The sequence below is a fragment of the Streptococcus cristatus AS 1.3089 genome (assembly GCF_000385925.1).
Classification (GTDB): Bacteria; Bacillota; Bacilli; order Lactobacillales; family Streptococcaceae; genus Streptococcus; species Streptococcus cristatus_B.
In genome coordinates, this window is the sequence record NC_021175.1 from 826,161 (window position 1) to 848,039 (window position 21,879).

The 21,879-nt window shown below is 42.4% G+C and carries 23 protein-coding genes; 20 read left to right on the plus strand and 3 right to left on the minus strand.

Features of this window, described 5'->3' with window-relative positions:
- Positions 1-7: 7 nt before the first annotated feature.
- The 6 genes from I872_RS03965 (at position 8) to rpsU (ending at position 4,679) form a co-directional block, all read left to right on the plus strand.
- Positions 8-577, plus strand: a complete 570-nt coding sequence (locus tag I872_RS03965; protein ID WP_015604860.1) for a hypothetical protein — start codon at positions 8-10, stop codon at positions 575-577.
- The gene (locus tag I872_RS03970) at positions 574-1,380 is read left to right on the plus strand and encodes a ParA family protein (RefSeq protein ID WP_015604861.1); all 807 of its coding nucleotides are present in this window, start codon (positions 574-576) and stop codon (positions 1,378-1,380) included. The genes I872_RS03965 and I872_RS03970 overlap by 4 nt, the downstream gene beginning before the upstream one ends.
- A 52-nt stretch (positions 1,381-1,432) precedes the next feature.
- Complete coding sequence (locus I872_RS03975) at positions 1,433-1,660, plus strand: hypothetical protein (protein WP_015604862.1); 228 nt, start codon at positions 1,433-1,435, stop codon at positions 1,658-1,660.
- A gap of 62 nt (positions 1,661-1,722) precedes the next feature.
- Positions 1,723-2,580 carry a Fic family protein gene (locus tag I872_RS03980; protein WP_015604863.1) on the plus strand — a complete coding sequence of 286 codons (858 nt, stop codon included), beginning with the start codon at positions 1,723-1,725 and terminating at the stop codon, positions 2,578-2,580.
- A gap of 222 nt (positions 2,581-2,802) precedes the next feature.
- Positions 2,803-4,158: an ISLre2 family transposase gene (locus tag I872_RS03985; RefSeq protein ID WP_015604864.1), complete on the plus strand. Its 1,356-nt coding sequence runs from the start codon at positions 2,803-2,805 to the stop codon at positions 4,156-4,158.
- A 344-nt stretch (positions 4,159-4,502) separates the two neighbouring features.
- Entirely contained in the window at positions 4,503-4,679 is a 177-nt protein-coding gene (gene rpsU / locus I872_RS03990) for a 30S ribosomal protein S21 (RefSeq protein WP_000048054.1), read from the plus strand.
- Between the two features lie 250 nt (positions 4,680-4,929).
- Here rpsU and mscL read toward each other — a convergent pair whose 3' ends face one another.
- Positions 4,930-5,316: a large conductance mechanosensitive channel protein MscL gene (mscL, locus tag I872_RS03995; RefSeq protein ID WP_015604866.1), complete on the minus strand. Its 387-nt coding sequence runs from the start codon at positions 5,314-5,316 to the stop codon at positions 4,930-4,932.
- Between the two features lie 134 nt (positions 5,317-5,450).
- Between mscL and dnaG the strand changes: the two genes are divergently transcribed.
- The 3 genes from dnaG to I872_RS04010 all read left to right on the plus strand — a co-directional run bounded on the left by dnaG (position 5,451) and on the right by I872_RS04010 (position 8,836).
- Entirely contained in the window at positions 5,451-7,256 is a 1,806-nt protein-coding gene (gene dnaG / locus I872_RS04000) for a DNA primase (protein WP_041826791.1), read from the plus strand.
- Positions 7,257-7,258: 2 nt separating this feature from the next.
- Positions 7,259-8,371: an RNA polymerase sigma factor RpoD gene (gene rpoD / locus I872_RS04005; RefSeq protein WP_002895944.1), complete on the plus strand. Its 1,113-nt coding sequence runs from the start codon at positions 7,259-7,261 to the stop codon at positions 8,369-8,371.
- Positions 8,372-8,497: 126 nt separating this feature from the next.
- Positions 8,498-8,836: a metal-sulfur cluster assembly factor gene (locus tag I872_RS04010; protein WP_015604868.1), complete on the plus strand. Its 339-nt coding sequence runs from the start codon at positions 8,498-8,500 to the stop codon at positions 8,834-8,836.
- 223 nt (positions 8,837-9,059) lie between these two features.
- On the opposite strand, the gene birA is transcribed toward I872_RS04010, so the two are convergent.
- Positions 9,060-9,995, minus strand: coding sequence for a bifunctional biotin--[acetyl-CoA-carboxylase] ligase/biotin operon repressor BirA (gene birA / locus I872_RS04015; RefSeq protein ID WP_015604869.1), 936 nt, complete (start codon positions 9,993-9,995; stop codon positions 9,060-9,062).
- A gap of 14 nt (positions 9,996-10,009) precedes the next feature.
- Positions 10,010-11,011, minus strand: coding sequence for a LacI family DNA-binding transcriptional regulator (locus I872_RS04020; RefSeq protein ID WP_015604870.1), 1,002 nt, complete (start codon positions 11,009-11,011; stop codon positions 10,010-10,012).
- Positions 11,012-11,209: 198 nt separating this feature from the next.
- On the opposite strand from I872_RS04020, the gene I872_RS04025 reads away from it, so the two are divergent.
- The 11 genes from I872_RS04025 (at position 11,210) to pstA (ending at position 21,879) form a co-directional block, all read left to right on the plus strand.
- Positions 11,210-12,388 (plus strand): galactokinase, encoded by a 1,179-nt coding sequence (locus I872_RS04025; RefSeq protein ID WP_015604871.1) that lies wholly within the window; start codon positions 11,210-11,212, stop codon positions 12,386-12,388.
- A 218-nt stretch (positions 12,389-12,606) separates the two neighbouring features.
- On the plus strand, positions 12,607-14,091 hold the full coding sequence (gene galT, locus I872_RS04030; protein ID WP_015604872.1) for a UDP-glucose--hexose-1-phosphate uridylyltransferase: 1,485 nt from the start codon (positions 12,607-12,609) through the stop codon (positions 14,089-14,091).
- Positions 14,092-14,168: 77 nt separating this feature from the next.
- Complete coding sequence (galE, locus tag I872_RS04035) at positions 14,169-15,170, plus strand: UDP-glucose 4-epimerase GalE (RefSeq protein ID WP_015604873.1); 1,002 nt, start codon at positions 14,169-14,171, stop codon at positions 15,168-15,170.
- 142 nt (positions 15,171-15,312) lie between these two features.
- Complete coding sequence (locus tag I872_RS04040) at positions 15,313-16,236, plus strand: bifunctional riboflavin kinase/FAD synthetase (RefSeq protein ID WP_015604874.1); 924 nt, start codon at positions 15,313-15,315, stop codon at positions 16,234-16,236.
- Positions 16,237-16,355: 119 nt separating this feature from the next.
- On the plus strand, positions 16,356-16,754 hold the full coding sequence (locus I872_RS04045; protein ID WP_015604875.1) for a Spx/MgsR family RNA polymerase-binding regulatory protein: 399 nt from the start codon (positions 16,356-16,358) through the stop codon (positions 16,752-16,754).
- Between the two features lie 62 nt (positions 16,755-16,816).
- Positions 16,817-17,035 carry a UPF0223 family protein gene (locus tag I872_RS04050; RefSeq protein WP_015604876.1) on the plus strand — a complete coding sequence of 73 codons (219 nt, stop codon included), beginning with the start codon at positions 16,817-16,819 and terminating at the stop codon, positions 17,033-17,035.
- Entirely contained in the window at positions 17,025-17,795 is a 771-nt protein-coding gene (locus I872_RS04055) for an inositol monophosphatase family protein (RefSeq protein ID WP_015604877.1), read from the plus strand. The genes I872_RS04050 and I872_RS04055 overlap by 11 nt, the downstream gene beginning before the upstream one ends.
- A 1-nt stretch (position 17,796) precedes the next feature.
- On the plus strand, positions 17,797-19,110 hold the full coding sequence (locus I872_RS04060; RefSeq protein WP_015604878.1) for an RsmF rRNA methyltransferase first C-terminal domain-containing protein: 1,314 nt from the start codon (positions 17,797-17,799) through the stop codon (positions 19,108-19,110).
- Positions 19,111-19,206: 96 nt separating this feature from the next.
- Positions 19,207-20,091 carry a phosphate ABC transporter substrate-binding protein PstS family protein gene (locus I872_RS04065; RefSeq protein WP_041826793.1) on the plus strand — a complete coding sequence of 295 codons (885 nt, stop codon included), beginning with the start codon at positions 19,207-19,209 and terminating at the stop codon, positions 20,089-20,091.
- Entirely contained in the window at positions 20,088-21,005 is a 918-nt protein-coding gene (gene pstC / locus I872_RS04070) for a phosphate ABC transporter permease subunit PstC (RefSeq protein ID WP_015604880.1), read from the plus strand. The genes I872_RS04065 and pstC overlap by 4 nt, the downstream gene beginning before the upstream one ends.
- Positions 20,995-21,879, plus strand: a complete 885-nt coding sequence (gene pstA / locus I872_RS04075; RefSeq protein ID WP_015604881.1) for a phosphate ABC transporter permease PstA — start codon at positions 20,995-20,997, stop codon at positions 21,877-21,879. Before pstC ends, pstA begins: the two co-directional genes overlap by 11 nt.

The window sequence follows — 21,879 nt, forward strand, 5'->3', positions numbered from 1 at the left end:
GAAGACGATGGATATTTTTGACGCTTATGGTTTTCAAAACCAAGTTGAGAATGTTGCCAAAGAGGGGAATCTTAAGGAATCCTTGAAATTATTAGGGATTGTTTATTTTGATGGTAGCCTAGAGAAAGGTAATGAGAACATAATCGTTTTTGAGTTTTCAAAAAGTCGCACAATGGCAATCGAGGTTCGACTTATGGAAAAGAAAATACGATTTTGGGGCTGGAGAGGAGATCGTCTAAAAGGTGACTATTTTTGGAAATATGTCTTTGAAAATTATGAAGAACTATGGTATAGAATTTTAAATTTACTTATTGCAGAATATTTCTCGCCTGCTGAATGTATTTCTTGTGAGATTGTAGCTACCGTTAAAAGTGACCTGTTATGTCATTGGCTAGAAGGTACCGAAGACACCGAAGACACCGAAGACGATACGCTCTATGTTGGTAGGTTATTGTTATTTGGATTTGTTCCGCTATGGAAAGTAAAGCATACTAAAAAAGAGTGGGAAGAAATAGCTTTGATTGAAAGCTTGAAAAATAAGATTGTTAAGTATCAGTTTGAGGAGGATATCAAATGAAGATTATCACATTTGCCGCTATCAAAGGCGGTGTCGGAAAAACTACTTTAACTTTTAATTATGGGGAGTGGTTGGCTAAGAAAGGGCACAATGTCCTGCTGATTGACCTGGATCATCAGTGTAATTTGACCCAGTGTTATAATATCTATGAGAGCAAGAATACCATTGCTAATGCCTTTAAAGGAGGCAACGTGGATATTAAGCAAGTCAAAGAAAATATTAGTCTGATTCCAGGCTCAGTTCAGCTGGACAGTGTGGAGCGAGATCTGGAGAATAGTGATAAGAAAAATATGTTGCTTTATCTCTGGTTAGAAGATAACTACGATAAGAAGCAGCTGGATCAGTTTGACTATATCCTGATTGACTGCAGGCCAGATTTTGCGACAGCAACCAAAAATGCAGTTGCTGTTAGCCATGCTATCATCAGTCCACTGACTCCTTCTGAGTTTGGCTATAACGCTAAGTTCAATCTCTCTACACGGTTAGAAGCGTTTCGAAAGGATGTGATTGACTATCGCACAAGAGAGTCATATATTACAGCAGAGCTTTATTTCCTAGCTAATATGATCCGGCCAAACTATGGCTCATCCAGAGAATTGCTGGAGGCTTTAGGGCTGGAAGCTAAAGAAAAGGGTGTAGATAACCTTCTAGGGATGGTGCCAGCAAAAGAATTATTTAATCATTCAACGATTGATAAGGTTTCTATTGCGGACATGAAGGAGAATCCTGAGCTTTATCAAAAACACAAAAAGTTTTTTAACGAGCTAGAGCATACTTTTTCAAAAATTTATGATACAATATAATTATATTTATAAACACAAATACAATTATAAATATAATTAGAAGGAGATTATCATGGCATTTACCCCTAAGGAAAAAGAAATATCACAGATCATTGAAGCGAGTAGCCAACCTGATCAGACTCCGAATAAGGTCGCAGTAGAGTTTGAAAGCTTTGAGCGCAAGAAGCAGTTTCAATTTACTCTGAAACCTAGCAATCGAGAGAAACTGGATAAAGTGGCTAAAGCAGCTGGTGCAAAGTCGGCCTCGGATTATCTTGATAAGTGGTTGGAGAGTTTATAATATAAACCAGATATAATTATATTTATAAACATAATTATATCTGGTTATGATAAGGAGAAATTATGGATTTAATCACGAGACTCTTGGCAGAGAGAGAAGGAAAAGTACATGGTGGTATTTATGACATCACACAGAAACGCTTTGCTTATAATTCTAACCGAATCGAAGGGAGTCGTCTGACAGAAGAACAAACTAGCTTAATTTATGAGACAAAGACAATCGCAAATATTGATGCTAAAGGAATCAAAATTGATGATCTGGTAGAAATGAATAATCATTTCAAGTGCTTTGATTATATCTTAGATACCGTTAACGAGCCGCTGACAGAGGACTATATTAAAACGCTGCATCGGATTCTAAAAAGTGGAACAAGTTCGGAGCATAACCCGATAGCTCCAGTTGGTCGTTATAAAGTTTTACAAAATGAGGTGGGAAAAATTGCGACAGCTTCTGTCGAACAAACTGAAGATGAGATGCTTTCTTTGCTGCTTGGTTATGACTTAAAAGAACAGAAAGATTTGAATTACTTAACAAGCTTTCATGCACAGTTTGAAAGGATTCATCCCTTTGCGGATGGAAATGGTCGCATAGGTCGGTTGCTTTTGTATAAACAGTGTTTGAAAGAAGGTCTTACACCCCTAATTGTAGATGATCTTAATAAGGCAACTTACTATTCAGCACTTGAAGCGTTTCAGGTTCAAGACAACAGACAGCCCTTGTTTGATTATTTCCGCTCGGAGCAGAAATTCTATGAAAACTATCTCAAAAACAAAGGATTTGAAGGGGCTATCAATGATGAGAAAGCTGGTGACTTTATAAAAAAGTCAGATAAATTCTCAGAGAAATTGGAGCAATTTAAGCAAAAGGCAGAAAAAGAATCTCCTCAAAAACCCCATCTCAAAGAAGAGAAAGGTTTATAATTATAAATATAACTATAAACATAAACACAAATATAAAAGAATCTTCATTCTTTTTGTTGTGAAATATGCTATACTAGTTGTGAGGTGATAACCCTAACAACCACCTTGAGTCTGGTTTTATACCAGGCTTTTATTTATTTAGGAATAGAAAAATTTGAACTCTTGGACTAAAATAATTATAATTTCTTAGTATGATTATTTTAGTCCAGGAGTATTTTTAGTTTGGATACGAAGATTATTGATGAAAGAGATTTTGTTGAGAAATTTAAAGAGAAAAACTTAGAAGGATTTCATAAATTTGTAAGTGATTATGACAACTATATCTCTCCGATTATGCGTGCTAGAGGATATAAGTTTGTAAATTATGCTGAAAGAACAGTGACCTTCACTTTTGGCCAAGTCACATTTACTAGGAAACGCTGGTATAAAAAAGGGAAGTGTAGGATCCCAGTAGATGAAAAGCTGGGATTAGAAAAGCGAGCCGCTTACTCAAAAGAGTTGCTTTATCAAATTACAAGATTGGCGACAATGATGCCTTATCGGAAAGTAGTGGAAGTAATTGAACTTATGTATCAAGTGTATATCACTAAAGATACCGTGCTAAAGGCAATTCAATTGGCGGATGAGCTTCTAGCTGAAAAGGAAGATTATCGCTTTTATCAAGAAAGTAAGATGATCAAAAAAATAGAAGCACCCGTCATTTATCTTGAAGGAGATGGCTTATGGATAAAGGTCACTGAACAAGAAAAAGAAAGAAGGAACAAAGATATAGCGCATTTTGTGATTCACACAGGATCAGAGCGAAAAGGAAATAGAACCATTCTAAAAAATAAGGTAGAAATTGTATCTCAAAATAATCGAGTTGCTAGAGAGAAGGTCGTTGATTATATTTATAATCATTTTGAGATCAATCAAAATACTTTGCTGGTGACAAATTCGGATATGGGACATGGCTATACACCTTATATTTTCCAAGAAATAGCAAAAGGATTAAAAATAAAGAATCATGAGCATTTTTGGGATAGATTTCATTTGAATAAGGAAATAAAAAAGTCAGTCACTTCTTATTCAAATGAGCTTTATGATCGTTTTATTGAAGCAATCAAAAATAACAGTAGAAAGAAGCTTAAAAGTGCCATTGATACTCTAGAATCACTAGTTTTAAATACCCAGGATGAAAAGAAATTTGAAAGTTTTATAAGTTTTAAGAAAAGGCTCTTACTAAACTTTCAATATGCTGTTAGCCCTGAGCAAAGAAATCTAGAAATAGATAGCTTAGGGATTATGGAGAGCCAGCACCGGAAAATTAGCTATCGAATGAAAAATCGAGGAATGTATTGGTCTATTGAACATGCGGATACGATGTCGCATATCATATTGTTATCAGATAAGCAGATAAGAGATCTGTTTTTCGGGAATTGGAGAAAAGAGTATGAAAAATACCGCTCAGAAGGAATGAGCGGTGCAAAGATAAAAGAAAAAATGAATAAAGTTCCTCGGAGTCTAGGTCTGATGGTTGATGCTTCATGGAAGGGTCATAGGCATCGAGAACGGGATCGATTTCTTAATAAAAGGTAAAAAATAATTAGAAAAACGCTTAAAAACAGCTTAAATTCTTGACTTGTAAGAGGTATTAGTGTATAATATTCTTATAGTTAAAAAGAGGCACGCAGCAACGTACCTCTCATAAAGATAAACAATTGGAGCTTGTTTATCAGTAAGATTAATACTATCAGAAATTTTAGTAGATGTCAAGGCTGAGCAAGTAAAATTGTTTAGCCTTATTTTATTCTACTCATCTTCAATATGTTTTTTTGAAATCTCAAAAATTCAGACACATACTTATGGCAGTTTTTTCCTTGACATTTATCCATTTTGCGTGTAGAATAGAATAGATCTTGGACTTGAAGGGAGTGAAAAAAATGTCAAAAACAGTAGTACGTAAGAATGAATCTCTTGACGATGCTCTTCGTCGTTTCAAACGTGCGGTTACTAAAGCTGGTACTCTTCAAGAAACACGCAAACGTGAATTCTATGAAAAACCTTCTGTAAAACGCAAACGCAAATCAGAAGCAGCTCGTAAACGTAAAAAATTCTAATAACTAGAATGAGAAAGCAGCCGGTTTGGCTTGTTTTTTCTTGGATGGAAAGTGTATAATAAAACAGAGAATGGGACAGAAATCGGTAATTCGTTAGAATTCGATTTCGTCGTCCCACTTCCGCACAGTTGAGTAGGGCTGTAAAAGCTGATGAAATAAGCGTAATAGAGCCCACTCAACCACTTCGTCTTGCTCGACAATCCAAAGAAAAAATGAGGCTAGGACTTTTGTCCCAGCCTCTGTTTGGATATTAGTTTTGTTTTTCAAGCAAGCTCTTGATTTCTTGTAGAACTTCAAGTTCTGTTGGTCCAGCTGGTGCTTCTTCAGCAGCTTCTTCGTTCTTTTTAGCAAGGCTTTGTGCTTTTTCAGCAGACTTAACGATGAAGAAGAGAACAGTACCGATTACTAAGAAGTTGATCACAGCGCTCAAGAAGTTACCATAAGCTATTCCGTTCCATTTCAACTGAGAAATTTGCTCTAATTGTGCAGCTTTCAAAATTGGGTTGAGGAAGAGGGGAGTGATAACGTCAGTAATCAATGAGTTGACGATTGCTCCGAAAGCATTCGCAATGATAACCCCGACTGCCAAGTCGATCACGTTACCGCGTAGCAAAAATTCTTTAAGATCCTTTAACATTTTCTTTTCCTTTCAAAAAATAATTTAATATTTGTGGTTATATTATAGCTTAAAGTAGCAATTATTTCAAGTCATTTGCCTATCAAATGTTTTACATTTGCGTCAAATTATTATAAAATATAGAGTGATATTCTATGATAAATTGGAGGTATTGTCTATTGGATAAAGAAATGATTTCTGAAATAAAAAATAGTGTCAATATCGTCGATGTCATAGGAGAAACAGTAGCCTTGACCAAGGCTGGGAGAAATTTTCTGGGACTTTGTCCCTTTCATGGCGAAAAGACGCCCTCTTTCAATGTTGTAGAGGACAAGCAGTTCTATCACTGCTTTGGATGTGGCAAGTCGGGGGATGTTTTCAAGTTTATTGAGGACTACCGAGGCGTATCCTTTATGGATGCTGTGCAGATTGTCGCAGACAGAGCGGGCATTTCATTAGGTATGGAGAGAGCTAGCGCAGATCGACCGAGACAGGATCATCCGCATCAGGCGCTCTATGATATTCATACAGAAGCAGCGAAGTTTTATCATGCGGTTCTGATGACGACCAAGATAGGAGAAGAAGCGCGCGCTTATCTCTACCAGCGTGGGCTGACGGATGAAGTCATTAAGCATTTTCAAATCGGGCTGGCTCCCAATGAAGGCAACTATCTTCATAAGAGTATGGCTGGTAAGTTTGATGAGTCCACTATCATGAACTCGGGTCTTTTTAATTTGGCAGAGAATAATCTTGTCTACGATGCTTTTCAGAACCGGATTATGTTTCCTTTGACCAATGACAAGGGTCAGGTTGTCGCCTTTTCTGGTCGGATCTGGCAAGATTCGGAGGCTGGTTCGCAGACTGCTAAGTATAAGAATAGTCGCAGCACCCCTATTTTTAATAAAAGCTATGAGCTTTATCATCTGGATAAGGCCAAGCCGGTGATTAAAAAGAGCCATGAGGTCTATCTGATGGAGGGCTTCATGGATGTGATTGCGGCCTATCGGGCTGGAGTTGAAAATGCAGTCGCATCTATGGGAACAGCTCTGACACCTGAGCATGTCCAGCATCTGCGTAAGTATTGCAAGAAAATCATTCTGACTTATGATGGAGACAGGGCTGGTCAGGCTGCGACAGCCAAGGCTTTAGAGGAGCTAGGGGATATGTCGGTAGAGATTGTATCCTTTCCCGACAATATGGACCCCGATGAGTTTATTGCAAAAAATTCTGCCGAGGAATTGCGACAATTTCTGACCAAAACGCGAATTAGTGATGTAGAGTTCCTTTTGCGTTATCTCAAGCCGGATAATATTGAAAATTTGCAAGCTCAGATTGAATTTGTGGAGCGAATGGCGCCAATTATTGCTCAGACGCAATCTATTACAGCTCAGAATTCCTATATTTATATGTTGGCTGAGTTACTCCCAGATTTTGATTACCAGCAGGTAGAGAATACGGTTAACAATAGTCGTTTGACTGAACGAAGTAGTCGAAGCGGGCAGCAGTCGGAATCTCTAAGAAGACCTGTACTGGTAGATCTTCCGCTGTCTAAACAGCTATCACGGCTGATAAAGGCAGAAATCCATATCCTCTATCGGATGGTACATAATCCGCTGGTTTTAAATAGCTACCGGCTTCGTACAGATTTTGCCTTTGATACGGCGGAACTGCAGGAGCTATACGAGCTTTTACTGGCCAATGGTGAAGTGACTTCGCAGGATTTATCTAGATTACCAGAAAGAGTCCAGCAACTTTGGTATCGGATGTTGGAGGAAGATTTGCCAGAGGAGATGGAAGACGGAGAGTTAGCAGAAGTTGAGCTGACTAGGGAACGCGAATTGCTTCGTAAGAATAATCAGCTGATTAGCAAAAAGGTTCGAGAAGCTTTGCATACTGGAGATGAGAATGCCGCTATATTAGAAGTGGAGCGCTTAATCGCACAAAAAAGAAGAATGGAGTAGGTATGGCTACAAAACAAAAAGAAGTAACAACATTAGACGTTCAAATTGCAGAATTCATTCGCAATCACAAGCAGACAGGTGTAGCGACAGACGATGAAATCAATGACCAACTGGTCATTCCTTTCACTTTGGATGCTGATGGGATTGAGGATTTGCTGCAACGCATTCAGGATGCGGGCATTTCTATCACGGATAAGGAAGGAAATCCCAGTGCGCGTGTCTTGAATACTGAAGAGGAAGAAGCGGAGTTGACGGATGAAGAGCTCTTGGGTAGCAATTCAGCCAAGGTCAATGACCCAGTCCGCATGTATCTGAAAGAAATCGGAGTTGTACCGCTTCTCAGCAATGAAGAAGAACAGGAACTGGCAATCTTGGTAGAGCAGGGTGACTTGGAAGCCAAGCAGCGTCTGGCTGAGGCCAATCTTCGTCTGGTTGTTTCCATTGCTAAGCGTTATGTTGGCCGTGGTATGCAGTTCCTTGATTTGATTCAAGAAGGAAATATGGGACTGATGAAGGCCGTTGATAAGTTTGACTACACCAAAGGATTTAAGTTTTCAACTTATGCGACTTGGTGGATTCGTCAGGCTATTACTCGTGCAATTGCTGACCAAGCTCGGACTATTCGGATTCCAGTTCATATGGTGGAAACCATTAACAAATTAGTTCGCGAACAACGCAATCTCTTGCAGGAATTGGGTCAAGACCCAACACCAGAGCAAATCGCTGAGCGCATGGATATGACACCAGATAAGGTTCGTGAGATTCTCAAGATTGCTCAGGAGCCAGTTTCTTTGGAAACACCTATCGGTGAGGAAGATGACAGTCATCTGGGAGACTTTATCGAAGATGAAGTGATTGAAAATCCAGTTGACTACACAACTCGTGTCGTTCTCCGCGAGCAGCTGGATGAGGTCTTGGATACGCTGACAGACCGCGAGGAAAATGTCTTACGTCTGCGCTTTGGTCTGGACGATGGAAAAATGCGGACGCTGGAAGATGTCGGCAAGGTCTTCAATGTCACTCGCGAGCGGATTCGCCAGATTGAAGCCAAGGCTCTGCGTAAACTTCGCCATCCAAGCCGCAGCAAACCACTAAGAGACTTTATCGAAGATTAAGAAATAAAGAGAAGCGAGGGGCAGAAATCTTTCAGTAGGAAGCCTTAAGTCGGCAATCCTAGCTGAAAACAAAAGCCTCCTCGAGCTAACTTGAAATTTCTGCTATATCTATAAGGAGGATATTGCATGTCAGAAAAAAAATACAGCCCTGAAGAAGTTGAAAAGATTAAAACACGGATTTTGGAGGCTCTAGAGCAGGTTATCGATCCAGAGTTGGGGATTGATATTGTCAATCTGGGCTTGATCTATGAAATCCGTTTTGACGAGACCACTGGGGAAACGGAAATCGATATGACCCTGACAACCATGGGATGCCCGCTGGCAGATCTTCTGACCGACCAGATCTATGATGCTATGTCAGATGTTCCAGAGGTTACTAAGACAGAAGTCAAATTAGTTTGGTATCCCGCTTGGACAGTTGAAAAGATGAGTCGCTATGCTCGAATCGCTTTGGGGATTAAATAACGATAGCATATTTGAAAGAAAGACTATACAGAAAAGAGAGTGGGACAGAAATCGATAATTCGTTAGAATTCGATTTCGTCGTCCCACCTTCGCACAGTTGAGTAGGGCTGTAAAAGCTGATGAAATCAGCGTGGTAGAGCCCACTCAATGCTTGACAATCCAAAGACAATTGAGAGGCTAGGACTTTTGTCCCAGCCTCTTTTTGAATGCAATTTTATACAAACTACCAGCTAGTCAGTGAAATTTCCCCACTGTTAAGCCAGATACTTTCTCCCTTGTCCAACTGGACTAGAAGTTGGCCGCTGTCCGAGATTTCTCGGGCAATTCCCTTATAGGTTTGATTATTTTGCTGGAAACTTACTTGTCGACCTAGGACTAGGGAGTGCTTTTTGTAAAGATAGAGCAAGTCTTGGGGATCGCTTTCGTAGAAACATCTCCAGATTTCAGCAATCAGCTCATTTCTGCTGACAGGAGGCTGCTCAGTAAAGAGTGAGCCTGCCTTAGCTTGCAATTCTTCTGGAAAATCATTAACGCAAAAATTAAACCCGACCCCAATAATAATGTCTGTGACTAAGCCTGTCTCGACTGAAGTAGTAGCCTCGGTTAAAATACCTGCGATTTTTTTATCCTTGTAGTAAATATCGTTGACCCACTTGATATCTATGTCTATGAGGGTTAGATTTTTTACAGCTTGATAGATGGCTCCAGCTGTCAGGAGAGTATAAGCAGGGATTTGATCAAAAGACAGGTTGGGCTTGAGATGGAGGGACATATAGAAGCCGCCTTGTTTTGGAGAGAAGAAGTCTCGGCCGAAGCGACCGCGGCCGGCTGATTGAGCAGCAGCCAGATAGAGTGTATTTGCCTCGCCACCCGCTTCCAGACCTGCTTTGGCATCTATCTGAGTAGATTGGCAGTTGGGGTTGAAGGAAACCTTGATAGGTGCCTTCTTTTCAATGATTTCTGGGATTAGTAAATCCCCCGCCTTGAGCTTATAGCCACGGTTTTTCACGGAATCAATCTGGATTCCTTCTTTTTCCAAACGCTGAATGGCCTTCCAAATGGAGGTTCTGGAAATGCCCAATGTCTGGGCCAGACTTTCTCCGTTGACATAATCGTCAGCTTGGCTGAGAATAGTAAACAATTTTTCGTAGGTTTTCATTCGTTCTTTCTCTGTTAAATACTGCTTTCTCGAATGGTCAGCTTGGTAGAAAGTTTGACCATATAGGGAATGGAATCCTCTTCGGATGCTAAACTTTGATCCAGAATATGCAGGGCCTGTTTACCCATTTCTTCTGTAAAAACGGTGACCGTACTGAGACTGGGATAGATGTACTTAGCAATAGAGGTATCATTAAATGAAATAATGCTGACATCTTGAGGAACATGAATTCCGTGTTCTTGCAGAGCCCGCAAGGCACCAATAGCCAAAGCATCGCTAGAGATGAAGAATGCGGATGGCAGCTTGTCCTTGTGCTCGCTAAGGAGCTCTGTCATCATCTGATAGCCTGATTCCGAAGAAAAGCTGCCTACCTTAACCAAGTCAGCTTGAAAGATTCCTTTGTCAGATAGATACTGCTGGAAGCTCGTAAGACGAGGGTCACTGATGAGGCTAGCCTGGTCAGAGGTTCTTTCTTGCCCAGCAATCATGCCAATCTGGTCAAAACCAGCATTTATGAAGTGCTCAAGAACCTTCCTTACAGCATTCTCAAAATCAACAGTCACACAGCTGTGACCTGCATTAAGCGTATCACTGTCGACAAAAACTAAGTGGTTGCTGTACTGCTCCAGCTGTTGAATTTGAGCTGGGCTGAATTTGCCGATGGCAATCAAGCCATCAATGTCTTTTAATTGATCAAGAGAATCATTTTGAAACATTCTGAGAATCTCATAGCCCAATTCCTGGGTTTTTTTTCTAATACCCAAGCGAATAGAGTAGTAGTAAAGGTCATCGAGCTCTTCCTGCTCAGTGTACCATTCAATGAGCCCAATACGGTAGGTCTGAGTCTTGCTTGGCTTCCTTTTTCTTGATTTTTTATAGTTTAGCTGCTCAGCGATGTCAAAAATCTTTTTACGAGTGCCATCACTGACCGACATGGCTGGGTCGTAGTTGAGTACGCGGGAGACCGTAGCGGGAGAGACCCCGGCAGCCTGGGCGATATCTTTAATCGTAGCCATTTTTTTCTCCTATTTATCTTATATGGGCTATTATACCTCAAAAACAAGTAAATAACAAAGAGAAATTTAGTAAATATTACCCAATTATTTTATTAAGTAAAATTTACTAAATTTATTGAAGTTTTACTCGTAAAAAGTTATAATAAAATCAAAAAAACGATTACAATGTCGATCATTCATTTTAAAGGAGTTTAGCTTATGTCAAATGTCATTTCAGTAGAGCAAATCCGCGCAGATTTTGCCAAGATTTTTGGAGTAGAAGCGGACCACACTTTCTTTTCACCCGGTCGGATCAATCTGATTGGTGAGCATACGGACTATAACGGCGGCCATGTTTTTCCTGCTGCGATTTCTCTAGGAACTTATGGAGCGGCTCGCAAGCGGGACGACCAGATCTTGCGATTCTTCTCAGGGAATTTTGAAGAAAAAGGGATTATTGAAATGTCGCTGGAAAACCTGCACTTTGAGCCTGAGCATAACTGGACCAACTATCCGAAAGGAGTTCTGCATTTTGTGCAGGAGGCAGGCCATACAATTGACCGAGGCATGGATGTCTATGTTTATGGAAATATTCCCAACGGATCGGGCTTGTCTTCTTCTGCATCTCTAGAGCTTTTGACGGGTGTCATTGCTGAGAAACTCTTTGATTTGCAGTTGGAACGTCTAGACCTAGTGAAAATTGGTAAATTAACTGAGAATGAATTTATCGGGGTTAATTCTGGCATCATGGATCAGTTTGCTATCGGGATGGGTGCTGACCAGCGGGCTATTTACTTAGACACCGATACTCTCGAATATGACTTGGTGCCGCTTGATCTCCAGGACAATGTCGTAGTGATTATGAATACCAACAAGCGTCGTGAGTTGGCGGATTCTAAGTACAATGAGCGTCGGGCGGAGTGCGAAAAAGCTGTTGAAGAACTGAACCGTAAACTGTCTATCGCAACCTTGGGCGAGTTGGATGAGTGGTCCTTTGATGAGTATAGCTATCTGATAGAGGACGAAAATCGCCTCAAACGGGCTCGCCATGCTGTTTTGGAAAATCAGCGCACTTTGCAAGCGAGTACAGCTTTGCAGGCAGGCGATCTTGACAAGTTTGGTCGTCTCATGAATGCGTCTCATGTTTCTTTGGAACATGACTATGAAGTGACTGGTCTAGAGCTGGACACCTTGGTTCATACGGCCTGGGAGCAAGAAGGTGTTCTAGGGGCTCGTATGACCGGAGCAGGCTTCGGTGGCTGCGCCATTGCTTTAGTTGCTAAGGATGCGGTGGAATCTTTCAAAGAAAATGTTGGCCGCAAGTATCAAGAAGTCGTCGGCTATGCCCCTAGCTTTTACATTGCAGAAGTAGCTGGCGGAAGCCGAGTGCTGGACTAATTCACAGAAAAGGAACTTGAGTCTGGGCAAAAGTCCTAGCCTCTCAATTGTCTTTGGATTGTCGAGCAAGACGCAGTGGTTGAGTGGGCTCTATTACGCTGATTTCATCAGCTTTTACAGCCCTACTCAACTGTGCGGAGGTGGGACGACGAAATCGAATTCTAACGAATTATCGATTTCTGTCCCACTCTCTTTACTAGCAAGAGAAAGGAAAATCTATGTCCAAGAAGTTACTGAACGCTTTTGTATCAGCAGTGATTGACAATAGCACTTTTGAGGAAATGGACACCATCTATCTGAGCAATCGTATCATGGCTTTAGTCGGAGAGTCAGTGGCTGAGCAGGAGACAGAGGCTGAGCAGCTAATTGATCTTAAGGATGACTTGGTAGCTGTGGCTGTGAAGAATGGGAAGATTGGTGATACTCTGGCTGAGCAGGATATACTGGGAGCTGAGCTCATGAACTTAATCACCCCTCCCCCTAGCCAGCTCAATCGGGACTTCTGGACGACTTATGCCTCTAATCCCGAGCAAGCTGTCGCTGATTTCTACCAGCTTAGTCAAAAAAATGACTATATCAAGGTCAAGGCTATTGCTAAAAACATTGCTTTCAAAGCACCGACTGCCTATGGAGATTTGGAAATCACCATCAATCTCTCTAAGCCAGAAAAGGATCCAAAGGAAATTGCGGCAGCTAAAAAGGCTAAGAATAGTCATTATCCAGCCTGCCAGCTTTGCATGGAAAATGAAGGTTACCAAGGTCGCTTGGACCATCCAGCCCGCGCCAACCATCGGATTATTCGCTTTGACTTGGCTGGACAGGAGTGGGGCTTCCAGTATTCGCCCTATGCCTACTTTAACGAGCATTGCATCTTTCTGCACAGCCAGCACCTTCCTATGGCTATCAGTCGGCTGACCTTTGAGCGCTTGCTGGACATCGTTGAGACCTTTCCGGGTTATTTCACTGGCTCCAACGCCGACCTGCCTATTGTTGGCGGCTCTATCCTGACCCACGACCACTATCAGGGCGGACGTCATACTTTCCCTATGGAAATAGCAGAGCTGGATTGCAGCTTTACTTTTAGCGGATTTGAAGAGGTGGAAGCAGGCATTGTCAAATGGCCCATGTCCGTCATTCGTCTGAGGTCTGAGAAGAAGGAACAGTTAATCAAGTTGGCTGACAAGATTTTGCAAGCTTGGCGGACTTATTCTGATCTTAGTGTGCAGATTTTGGCAGAGTCTGAGGGTGAGCCGCACCATACCATCACACCGATTGCCCGCAGGAAAAATAGATTTTTTGAGCTAGACTTGGTCTTGCGGGACAATCAAACTTCACAAAAACATCCTGACGGCATTTATCATCCTCATAGGGATGTGCAGCATATTAAGAAAGAAAATATCGGTCTGATTGAGGTTATGGGACTGGCTATTCTCCCGCCTCGGCTTAAGGAAGAACTCAAGCAGGTGGAGCTTTTCTTGCTAGGAGAAGACTGTCAAGTTGCTGCCTATCATCAGGAGTGGGCCAATCAACTCAAAGAGCAGAATCCAGATGTTACCGTTGAGACGGTGGAAGGAGTAGTTCAGGCCTCGGTTGGACAAATTTTCAGCCGAGTACTGGAAGATGCGGGAGTCTACAAGCGAACAGAGGAAGGGCAGGAGGCTTTCATGCGCTTTGTCCGATCTGTTGGTTTGGAAGAAGAATAATTGTAGCAAGAGTTTTCATTTGTCCTTATTTTTGATAAAATAGTTAAAGTATAAATCAAGACAAGAAAGGGAGAAACATGGCAATTTTAGTATTAGGTGGAGCTGGCTATATCGGCTCGCACATGGTAGATCGTCTGGTAGCAGCAGGCAAGGAAGAGGTAGTCGTCGTTGATAATTTGGTGACTGGTCATCGCGCAGCCGTCCATCCTCAGGCAGTCTTTTATGAGGGGGATTTGGCGGACAAGGACTTTATGCGTGATGTCTTTGCTAAGCATCCATCCATCGATGCAGTCATTCACTTTGCTGCCTTTTCACTGGTCGCAGAGTCCATGGTGGACCCGCTCAAGTATTTTGATAATAACACAGCCGGCATGGTTTCTCTTTTGGAGGTCATGCAGGAATGCGGCGTTAAAAACATTGTCTTTTCTTCGACAGCAGCGACTTATGGCATTCCTGAGGAAGTTCCAATTCTGGAAACGACTCCGCAAAAGCCGATTAATCCTTATGGTGAGAGCAAGCTTATGATGGAGACCATTATGCGCTGGGCAGACCAGGCCTATGGCATCAAGTTTGTGGCCCTGCGTTATTTCAATGTAGCCGGTGCCAAGCCCGACGGCTCAATCGGTGAGGATCACGGACCTGAAACCCATCTCTTGCCAATTGTACTTCAGGTGGCTCAGGGCAAACGCGAGAAGATTGCTGTCTTTGGCGATGATTACGATACTCCAGACGGGACCAATGTCCGCGATTATGTCCATCCTTTCGACTTGGCTGATGCCCATATTCTGGCTGTTGAGCATCTGCGTGCTGGTCAACCTTCGGATGCCTTTAACCTTGGCTCTTCGACTGGTTTTTCCAACCTGCAGATCGTAGAAGCAGCTCGCAAGGTGACCGGACATCCTATTCCTTTGGAAATAGCAGAGCGGCGCCCAGGGGATCCGGATACGCTGATTGCTTCCTCTGAGAAAGCGAGAAAAGTTTTGGGCTGGCAGCCGAAATTTGACAATATCGAAACCATTATCGAAACCGCTTGGAAATGGCATTCCAGTCATCCAAACGGCTATGATGATCGTCAGTAACCAGTGTAGTTTCATAGTTTTTGCGATATTGATAGAGACACTTTGTTAGAGATAGCAAGGTGTTTTCTTGGAGCGATAGAAGTTCTTTTTCTTAGATTTAATTTGTTGTAAAAAAGCGGATACATAGTAAAATAGAAAAATGATGAAAATAAGACGAATAAATAATGAATTAGAGATAAATCAGGAAGAAGATACAGTCTTGGTTCTGGGCTATTTTGACGGCCTGCATAAGGGACATCAGACACTTTTTAAGGAAGCAAGGAAAATCGCAGAAGAGCAAGGACTGAAGATTGCTGTACTGACCTTTCCTGAGTCACCAAAATTAGCTTTTGTCCGCTATCAGCCAGAGTTGATGTTGCATTTGAATCATCCGGAGGAACGCGCTGCTCACTTAGAAAATTTGGGTGTGGACTACCTTTACTTGATTGACTTTACTAGCCATTTTTCTAAGAACACGGCCCAAGAATTTTTTGATAAGTACGTTGCTGCGCTTAAAGCAAAGGCAGTTGTAGCAGGTTTTGATTACCATTTTGGATCTGACAAGAGAAAGGCAGAGGAGCTTGCAGACTATTTCGATGGTCAGATTGTCATCGTTTCATCAGTCAATCAAGATGAGGAAAAAATCTCTTCTACTCGGATTAGAGAGACCATCCAAACTGGTGATGTTGCCAAGGCGCATCAGCTATTAGGCTATCCTCTCTCTACGCGGGGCATTGTGGTTCATGGCAATGCTAGAGGGCGCACCATTGGCTATCCAACGGCCAATCTAGCCCCTTTGGATCGCGTGATTTTGCCAGCAGATGGCGTCTATGTGGTAGATGTTGAGCACAATGGCAAGATTTATCGAGGAATGGCTAGTGTTGGCAAAAATGTAACCTTTGAAGGAGATGAACTTCGGTTTGAGGCCAATCTATTTGACTTTGCGGAGGAAATCTATGGCGATACGATTCGGATTATCTGGCTGGACAAGATTCGTGATATGGTTAAATTTGATGGTATTGAAGAACTGGTTGCTCAGTTAAAGAGTGATGAAGAAGTGGCAAGAAACTGGGAATGTTCGGAATAAATGTCAGTTCTTGATATTTTTCTTAGTATTTCAATCCGATTCTTAAAAATATCTAGTCAAGAGAGATAAAATTTAGTATAATAGAGTTAGTTACTATATAAAAATAAGAAGAGAACAGCATGATTACACTATTTTTATCGCCTAGCTGCACTTCCTGTCGCAAGGCGCGTGCTTGGTTGATTAGTCATGAAGTTCCATTTACGGAGCACAATATCATGACGAGCCCTCTGTCTGCTCCAGAATTGCAACACATTCTTTCATTGACAGAAAATGGCACTGATGACATCATCTCAACCCGCTCAAAAATTTTTCAAAAACTAGATTTAGATGTAGAGGATTTATCGATTTCAACGCTCATTAAGCTGATTGAGGAAAATCCTAGTCTTTTGCGTCGCCCAATTATCCTGGATGGTAAACGAATGCAAATCGGCTTCAACGAAGATGAAATCCGTGCTTTCTTGCCTAGAGGCTATCGGAAAGAAGAACTCAGAGCCGCAACTATGCGTGCTGATATTTAAAATATGGAAAAAATTATAGTTACCCACTAGACTTATCGTGGAGCACTGAAGAGCTTGCTTCAGTGCTTTCTTTTTTTAATGATGTAGAGCAAGCCTATGAACAGAAGATTCAAGCGGAGAAACTGCTCCAGTCCTATGCAGTTTTCAAGAAAGTTGTTCCCAGTAAGGGAGAAGAGAAGCGACTCGGCCGTGAGTTTGAGACGGTCAGTGGCTATTCTCTTTATCGGGCTGTTCAGGAGGCAAAAAGGAAAGGGAAAGGAATGATTTCTCTTGGAAAATAAATTTCATTTTGCGAAAGAAATAGTTTATCAGGCAGGAGCTTTTTTAAGGGAGCATCTCTATGATGACTTGGATGTCCTACAAAAGAGCAGTCCGACTGACTTGGTGACTCAAATGGATCGGATCATCCAGGATGACCTGGTCGGGAAAATTTTAACTCAGTATCCGAACGACGCGATTTTGGCCGAGGAAAATGACCTGCGGCACGACATCACGGATGGCAATGTCTGGGTGATTGATCCCATTGATGGCACAAATAATTTCATTACCCAGCGAGCTGATTTTGCTATTATGTTGGCTTATTTTGAAAATGGGCAGGGCAAGTTCGGTTTGATCTACGATGTGACAAGAGACCAGCTTTTTCATGGAGGCGGGGCTTTTGATGTTTACTGCAATGACAGAAAGTTGTCTGCTTTTATCGATAAGCCCTTGCAGCAATATTTGATCGCTTCAAATGCCTGTATGCTAGAGCATAATCAGTGGGGACTGGCTGACTTATCTCGTGCTTGCCTAGGCGTGCGTGTCTATGGCAGCGCTGGGATTAGTTTTGGAAAGGCTTTGGCGGGTGGTTTAGCGGCCTATTTCTCTTATAATTGGCCTTGGGACTACGCAGCTGCCTACGTGATGGCTGATAAACTGGGCTTTGTCATTCAGACCCTAGATGGCAATCAGCCGAATTTTCAGACTCAGGAACCGATTATGATTGCACCAAAGTGCAAGTTGGACGAATTACAAGAGTATTTACGAAAGGGAAAAGGCTAGTATGGACTTTCCAGTAGGTTTTAAGGAAAAGTATAGGGAGCTCTTGGGTCAGGAAGCAGAAGCTTTTTTTGCGACTTTTGATCAAGAGCCGATTTCAGCCTTTCGAAGCAATCCTTTAAAAGAAACTCAGAAAGAATTTGCGGCTGCTATCCCAAACACAGATTGGGGCTATTATGGAAAAGTGTCAGGTAAGTCAGTAGAACACGTCACAGGTCTAGTCTATTCTCAGGAGCCAGCTGCGCAAATGGTTGCCCAGGTTGCAGCACCACAAAAGGGCATGAAAGTTTTGGACTTAGCGGCTGCACCAGGCGGAAAATCTACCCATTTACTCTCTTATCTGGAAAACACAGGTTTGCTGGTTTCTAACGAAATCAATGCCAAACGAAGTAAAATCTTGGTAGAAAACATTGAGCGGTTTGGAGCGCGAAATGTCCTTGTCACCAACGAATCTGCCGATAGATTAGCTAAGGTTTATCAGGGCTATTTTGACCTCATTGTTCTGGATGCTCCTTGCTCTGGCGAAGGGATGTTTCGCAAACAGCCAGATGCTACCCAGTATTGGAGTCCTGAATATCCGGCTCAGTGTGCGCGTCTTCAGCAAGAAATTCTAGAGGACGCTATCAAGATGTTAGCAACGGGCGGGCAGCTGGTCTATTCGACCTGCACCTGGGCACCTGAAGAAAATGAAGAAATTGTCGCTTGGCTTTTAGAGAATTTTCCTTTGGAATTGCTTGAAATACCAAAAGTCAATGGCATGGTGGCAGGGATTGATTTTCCAGAAACAGCTCGTATGTATCCCCACCATTTCAAAGGAGAAGGACAATTTGTAGCGAAATTTCGCTTTACAGGAAGTCAGTCTGCTAAAAAAATCAAGGCTGCCAAAAATAAATTGACAGCTGAGCAAAGAAAACTCTGGCAGGATTTCCAGAAAAAGCATCTAAAAATTGATCTAGAAGGACATTTAGAGACATTTGGGGACAATCTATATCTGCTGCCAGTCGGATTGCCAGACATATCCAAACTGAAAATCGCTCGCAATGGCCTGCATCTGGGTGAATTTAAGAAAAATCGCTTTGAACCGAGCTTTGCCTTAGGTTTGGCCTTGAGACCTAGTGAAGTCGTCTCAGTCCTTGAGATTGACGATGAGGCCTTTAGCAAATATGTAGCAGGCGAGACGGTTAAACTATCTCAAAACTATCCAAATGGCTGGTATCAAGTGCTTGCCCAAGGCAATGGTCTGGGCTTTGCAAAAATTACTGGAAATACCTTGAAAAATTATTTCCCTAAAGGGCTTCGCTTTCGTTCAAAAGACTAGGCAAAGCCCTCTTTCTATGTTATAGTGGATATAGTGGGATTTTCAGTTTTTTCAAATAGACATTCCACTATCATTCTCAAGATTTCGAGGAGAAAAATGGTGAAGAAAAAATATAAGCTGATTTTGTCAGTGCTTCTAGTCCTATTTGCAGTCAGCCTGTCTGCCTGCTCCAGCTGGATTGACCGAGGGGAGTCCATGACTGCCGTTGGTTCGACGGCTCTTCAGCCGCTTGTTGAAGCAGCCGCGGATGAGTTTGGTTCAGCCAATATTGGAAAAACAGTCAATGTTCAAGGTGGCGGATCAGGTACTGGCTTGTCTCAGGTTCAGTCTGGTGCGGTTGAAATTGGCAACTCAGATGTGTTTGCTGAGGAAAAAGAAGGAATTGATGCTTCAGCCCTTGTTGATCACAAAGTAGCAGTCGCTGGAATTGCCGTGATTGTCAATAAAGAAGTGTCTGTCGATAATTTAACGGCGGAGCAACTGCAGAAGATTTTTACCGGTGAAGTGACCAACTGGAAGCAGCTGGGTGGGAAAAACCTAGAGATTTCCATCATCAACCGTGCGGCAAGTTCTGGTTCTCGAGCTACGTTTGACAGTGTCATCATGAATGGTAAATCAGCCGTTCAAAGTCAGGAGCAGGATTCAAATGGGATGGTTAAGTCCATTGTTTCCCAAACGCCGGGAGCCATTTCTTATCTTGCCTTTGCTTATGTGGATGATTCTGTTAAGACTTTGAAGCTCAATGGCTACGAGCCAACGGCCAAAAATGTTGCGACCAATGCTTGGCCACTCTGGTCTTATGAGCATATGTATACTCTTGGTAAGCCTCAGGGCTTGGCAGCAGAGTTTTTGGACTACATGTTGTCAGATGAAGTTCAGGATGGAATCGTCTCAGGAATGGGATATATTTCCATCAAGGAAATGCAGGTCAGCAAGGACGCTGATGGAAATGTTACGAACTTAAAAGGAGATAGCAAATGAGAAATGAAGAATTAGCAAAAAAATTACTATCCCCTTCGAAAAACTCTCGTCTGGAAAAATTTGGTAAATATATCACCTTTGCCTGCCTGTCTTTAATCGTACTGATTGTAGCCATGATTTTAATCTTCGTGGCGCAAAAGGGCTTATCGACCTTCTTTGTCAACGGAGTCAATGTATTTGAATTTTTGTTTGGCTCCACTTGGAATCCGTCAGGTAAGGAATTCGGTGCTCTGCCCATGATCTTGGGGTCTTTCATTGTTACGATTTTGTCAGCATTGATTGCAACGCCATTTGCTATTGGAGCAGCCGTCTTTATGACTGAAGTGTCGCCTAAAGGGGCCAAGATTCTTCAGCCTGCGATTGAGCTCTTGGTTGGAATTCCGTCTGTTGTGTACGGATTTATCGGCTTGCAGGTTGTGGTTCCTTTTGTTCGGACTGTTTTTGGCGGTACCGGATTTGGGATTTTGTCTGGAATTTTCGTACTCTTTGTTATGATTTTGCCGACAGTAACCTTTATGACGACGGACAGTCTGCGTGCTGTGCCACGTCACTACCGTGAAGCAAGCCTGGCTATGGGTGCAACACGCTGGCAAACTATTTGGCGGGTAACACTCAAGGCTGCTCGTTCCGGTATCTTTACAGCTGTGGTCTTTGGAATGGCGCGTGCCTTCGGTGAGGCCTTGGCTATCCAGATGGTTGTCGGGAACTCTGCGGTGATTCCAACCTCTTTGACAACACCAGCAGCAACACTGACCTCTGTCTTGACTATGGGAATTGGAAATACCGTTATGGGAACAGTAGATAATAACGTTCTCTGGTCTCTGGCTCTGGTCTTGCTGTTGATGAGTCTGGCCTTTAACAGTGTTATTAAACTGATTACAAAAGAAAGAGGTAAGAAAAACTATGCACGCTAAGAAATTAGATAAATTGGCGACTGGTATCCTCTACACGATAGCTGGTATCATTGTTGCTATCCTTGCCTCTCTGATTCTTTATATTCTGGTAAGAGGATTGCCGCACATTTCTTGGTCTTTTCTGACTAGAAAATCTTCTTCTTATCAAGCTGGCGGGGGTATTGGGATTCAGCTCTATAATTCCTTCTTCCTGCTGGTGATTACTCTGATTATCTCTGTTCCCCTTTCGATGGGAGCGGGTGTCTACTTGGCTGAGTACGCTAAAAAAGGTCCGGTGACCAATTTTGTCCGTACCTGTATTGAAATCCTGTCCTCTCTGCCATCTGTGGTAGTCGGACTCTTTGGCTATTTGATTTTCGTTGTCCAGTTTGAGTATGGTTTTTCTATCATCTCTGGTGCTTTGGCTCTAACAGTCTTTAATCTGCCTCAGATGACTCGGAATGTCGAGGACAGCTTACGCCACGTTCACCATACACAGCGTGAAGCAGGACTGGCTCTCGGAATTTCCCGCTGGGAAACGGTACTGCATGTGGTCATTCCAGAGGCTCTGCCAGGGATTGTGACAGGGATTGTCCTTGCTTCTGGTCGGATTTTCGGTGAAGCAGCTGCCTTGATCTATACTGCTGGGCAATCTGCGCCAGCTCTGGATTGGTCTAATTGGAACATTTTCAGCATTACCAGCCCGATTTCGATTTTCCGGCAGGCGGAGACGCTTGCCGTCCATATCTGGAAGGTCAATAGTGAAGGAACCATTCCTGATGGAACTGTGGTGTCAGCAGGATCAGCAGCGGTGCTTCTGATTTTCATCTTGATTTTCAACTTTGGAGCCCGCAAACTCGGTTCTTACTTGCACAAGAAATTAACCTCTGCATAA

What these genes read in the sequence shown, in the direction of transcription:
- galT (WP_015604872.1), top strand. Translation starts at nt 12,607, where the DNA reads ATGTCCAAGAAGTTACTGAACGCTTTTGTATCAGCAGTGATTGACAAT.
- birA (WP_015604869.1), bottom strand. Translation starts at nt 9,995, where the DNA reads ATGAAAACCTACGAAAAATTGTTTACTATTCTCAGCCAAGCTGACGAT.
- galE (WP_015604873.1), top strand. Translation starts at nt 14,169, where the DNA reads ATGGCAATTTTAGTATTAGGTGGAGCTGGCTATATCGGCTCGCACATG.
- rpsU (WP_000048054.1), top strand. Translation starts at nt 4,503, where the DNA reads ATGTCAAAAACAGTAGTACGTAAGAATGAATCTCTTGACGATGCTCTT.
- I872_RS04020 (WP_015604870.1), bottom strand. Translation starts at nt 11,011, where the DNA reads ATGGCTACGATTAAAGATATCGCCCAGGCTGCCGGGGTCTCTCCCGCT.
- rpoD (WP_002895944.1), top strand. Translation starts at nt 7,259, where the DNA reads ATGGCTACAAAACAAAAAGAAGTAACAACATTAGACGTTCAAATTGCA.
- mscL (WP_015604866.1), bottom strand. Translation starts at nt 5,316, where the DNA reads ATGTTAAAGGATCTTAAAGAATTTTTGCTACGCGGTAACGTGATCGAC.
- I872_RS03965 (WP_015604860.1), top strand. Translation starts at nt 8, where the DNA reads ATGGATATTTTTGACGCTTATGGTTTTCAAAACCAAGTTGAGAATGTT.
- I872_RS04010 (WP_015604868.1), top strand. Translation starts at nt 8,498, where the DNA reads ATGTCAGAAAAAAAATACAGCCCTGAAGAAGTTGAAAAGATTAAAACA.
- dnaG (WP_041826791.1), top strand. Translation starts at nt 5,451, where the DNA reads ATGATAAATTGGAGGTATTGTCTATTGGATAAAGAAATGATTTCTGAA.
- I872_RS04040 (WP_015604874.1), top strand. Translation starts at nt 15,313, where the DNA reads ATGAAAATAAGACGAATAAATAATGAATTAGAGATAAATCAGGAAGAA.
- I872_RS04025 (WP_015604871.1), top strand. Translation starts at nt 11,210, where the DNA reads ATGTCAAATGTCATTTCAGTAGAGCAAATCCGCGCAGATTTTGCCAAG.
- I872_RS04045 (WP_015604875.1), top strand. Translation starts at nt 16,356, where the DNA reads ATGATTACACTATTTTTATCGCCTAGCTGCACTTCCTGTCGCAAGGCG.
- pstC (WP_015604880.1), top strand. Translation starts at nt 20,088, where the DNA reads ATGAGAAATGAAGAATTAGCAAAAAAATTACTATCCCCTTCGAAAAAC.
- pstA (WP_015604881.1), top strand. Translation starts at nt 20,995, where the DNA reads ATGCACGCTAAGAAATTAGATAAATTGGCGACTGGTATCCTCTACACG.
- I872_RS03980 (WP_015604863.1), top strand. Translation starts at nt 1,723, where the DNA reads ATGGATTTAATCACGAGACTCTTGGCAGAGAGAGAAGGAAAAGTACAT.
- I872_RS04065 (WP_041826793.1), top strand. Translation starts at nt 19,207, where the DNA reads ATGGTGAAGAAAAAATATAAGCTGATTTTGTCAGTGCTTCTAGTCCTA.
- I872_RS03975 (WP_015604862.1), top strand. Translation starts at nt 1,433, where the DNA reads ATGGCATTTACCCCTAAGGAAAAAGAAATATCACAGATCATTGAAGCG.
- I872_RS04060 (WP_015604878.1), top strand. Translation starts at nt 17,797, where the DNA reads ATGGACTTTCCAGTAGGTTTTAAGGAAAAGTATAGGGAGCTCTTGGGT.
- I872_RS03970 (WP_015604861.1), top strand. Translation starts at nt 574, where the DNA reads ATGAAGATTATCACATTTGCCGCTATCAAAGGCGGTGTCGGAAAAACT.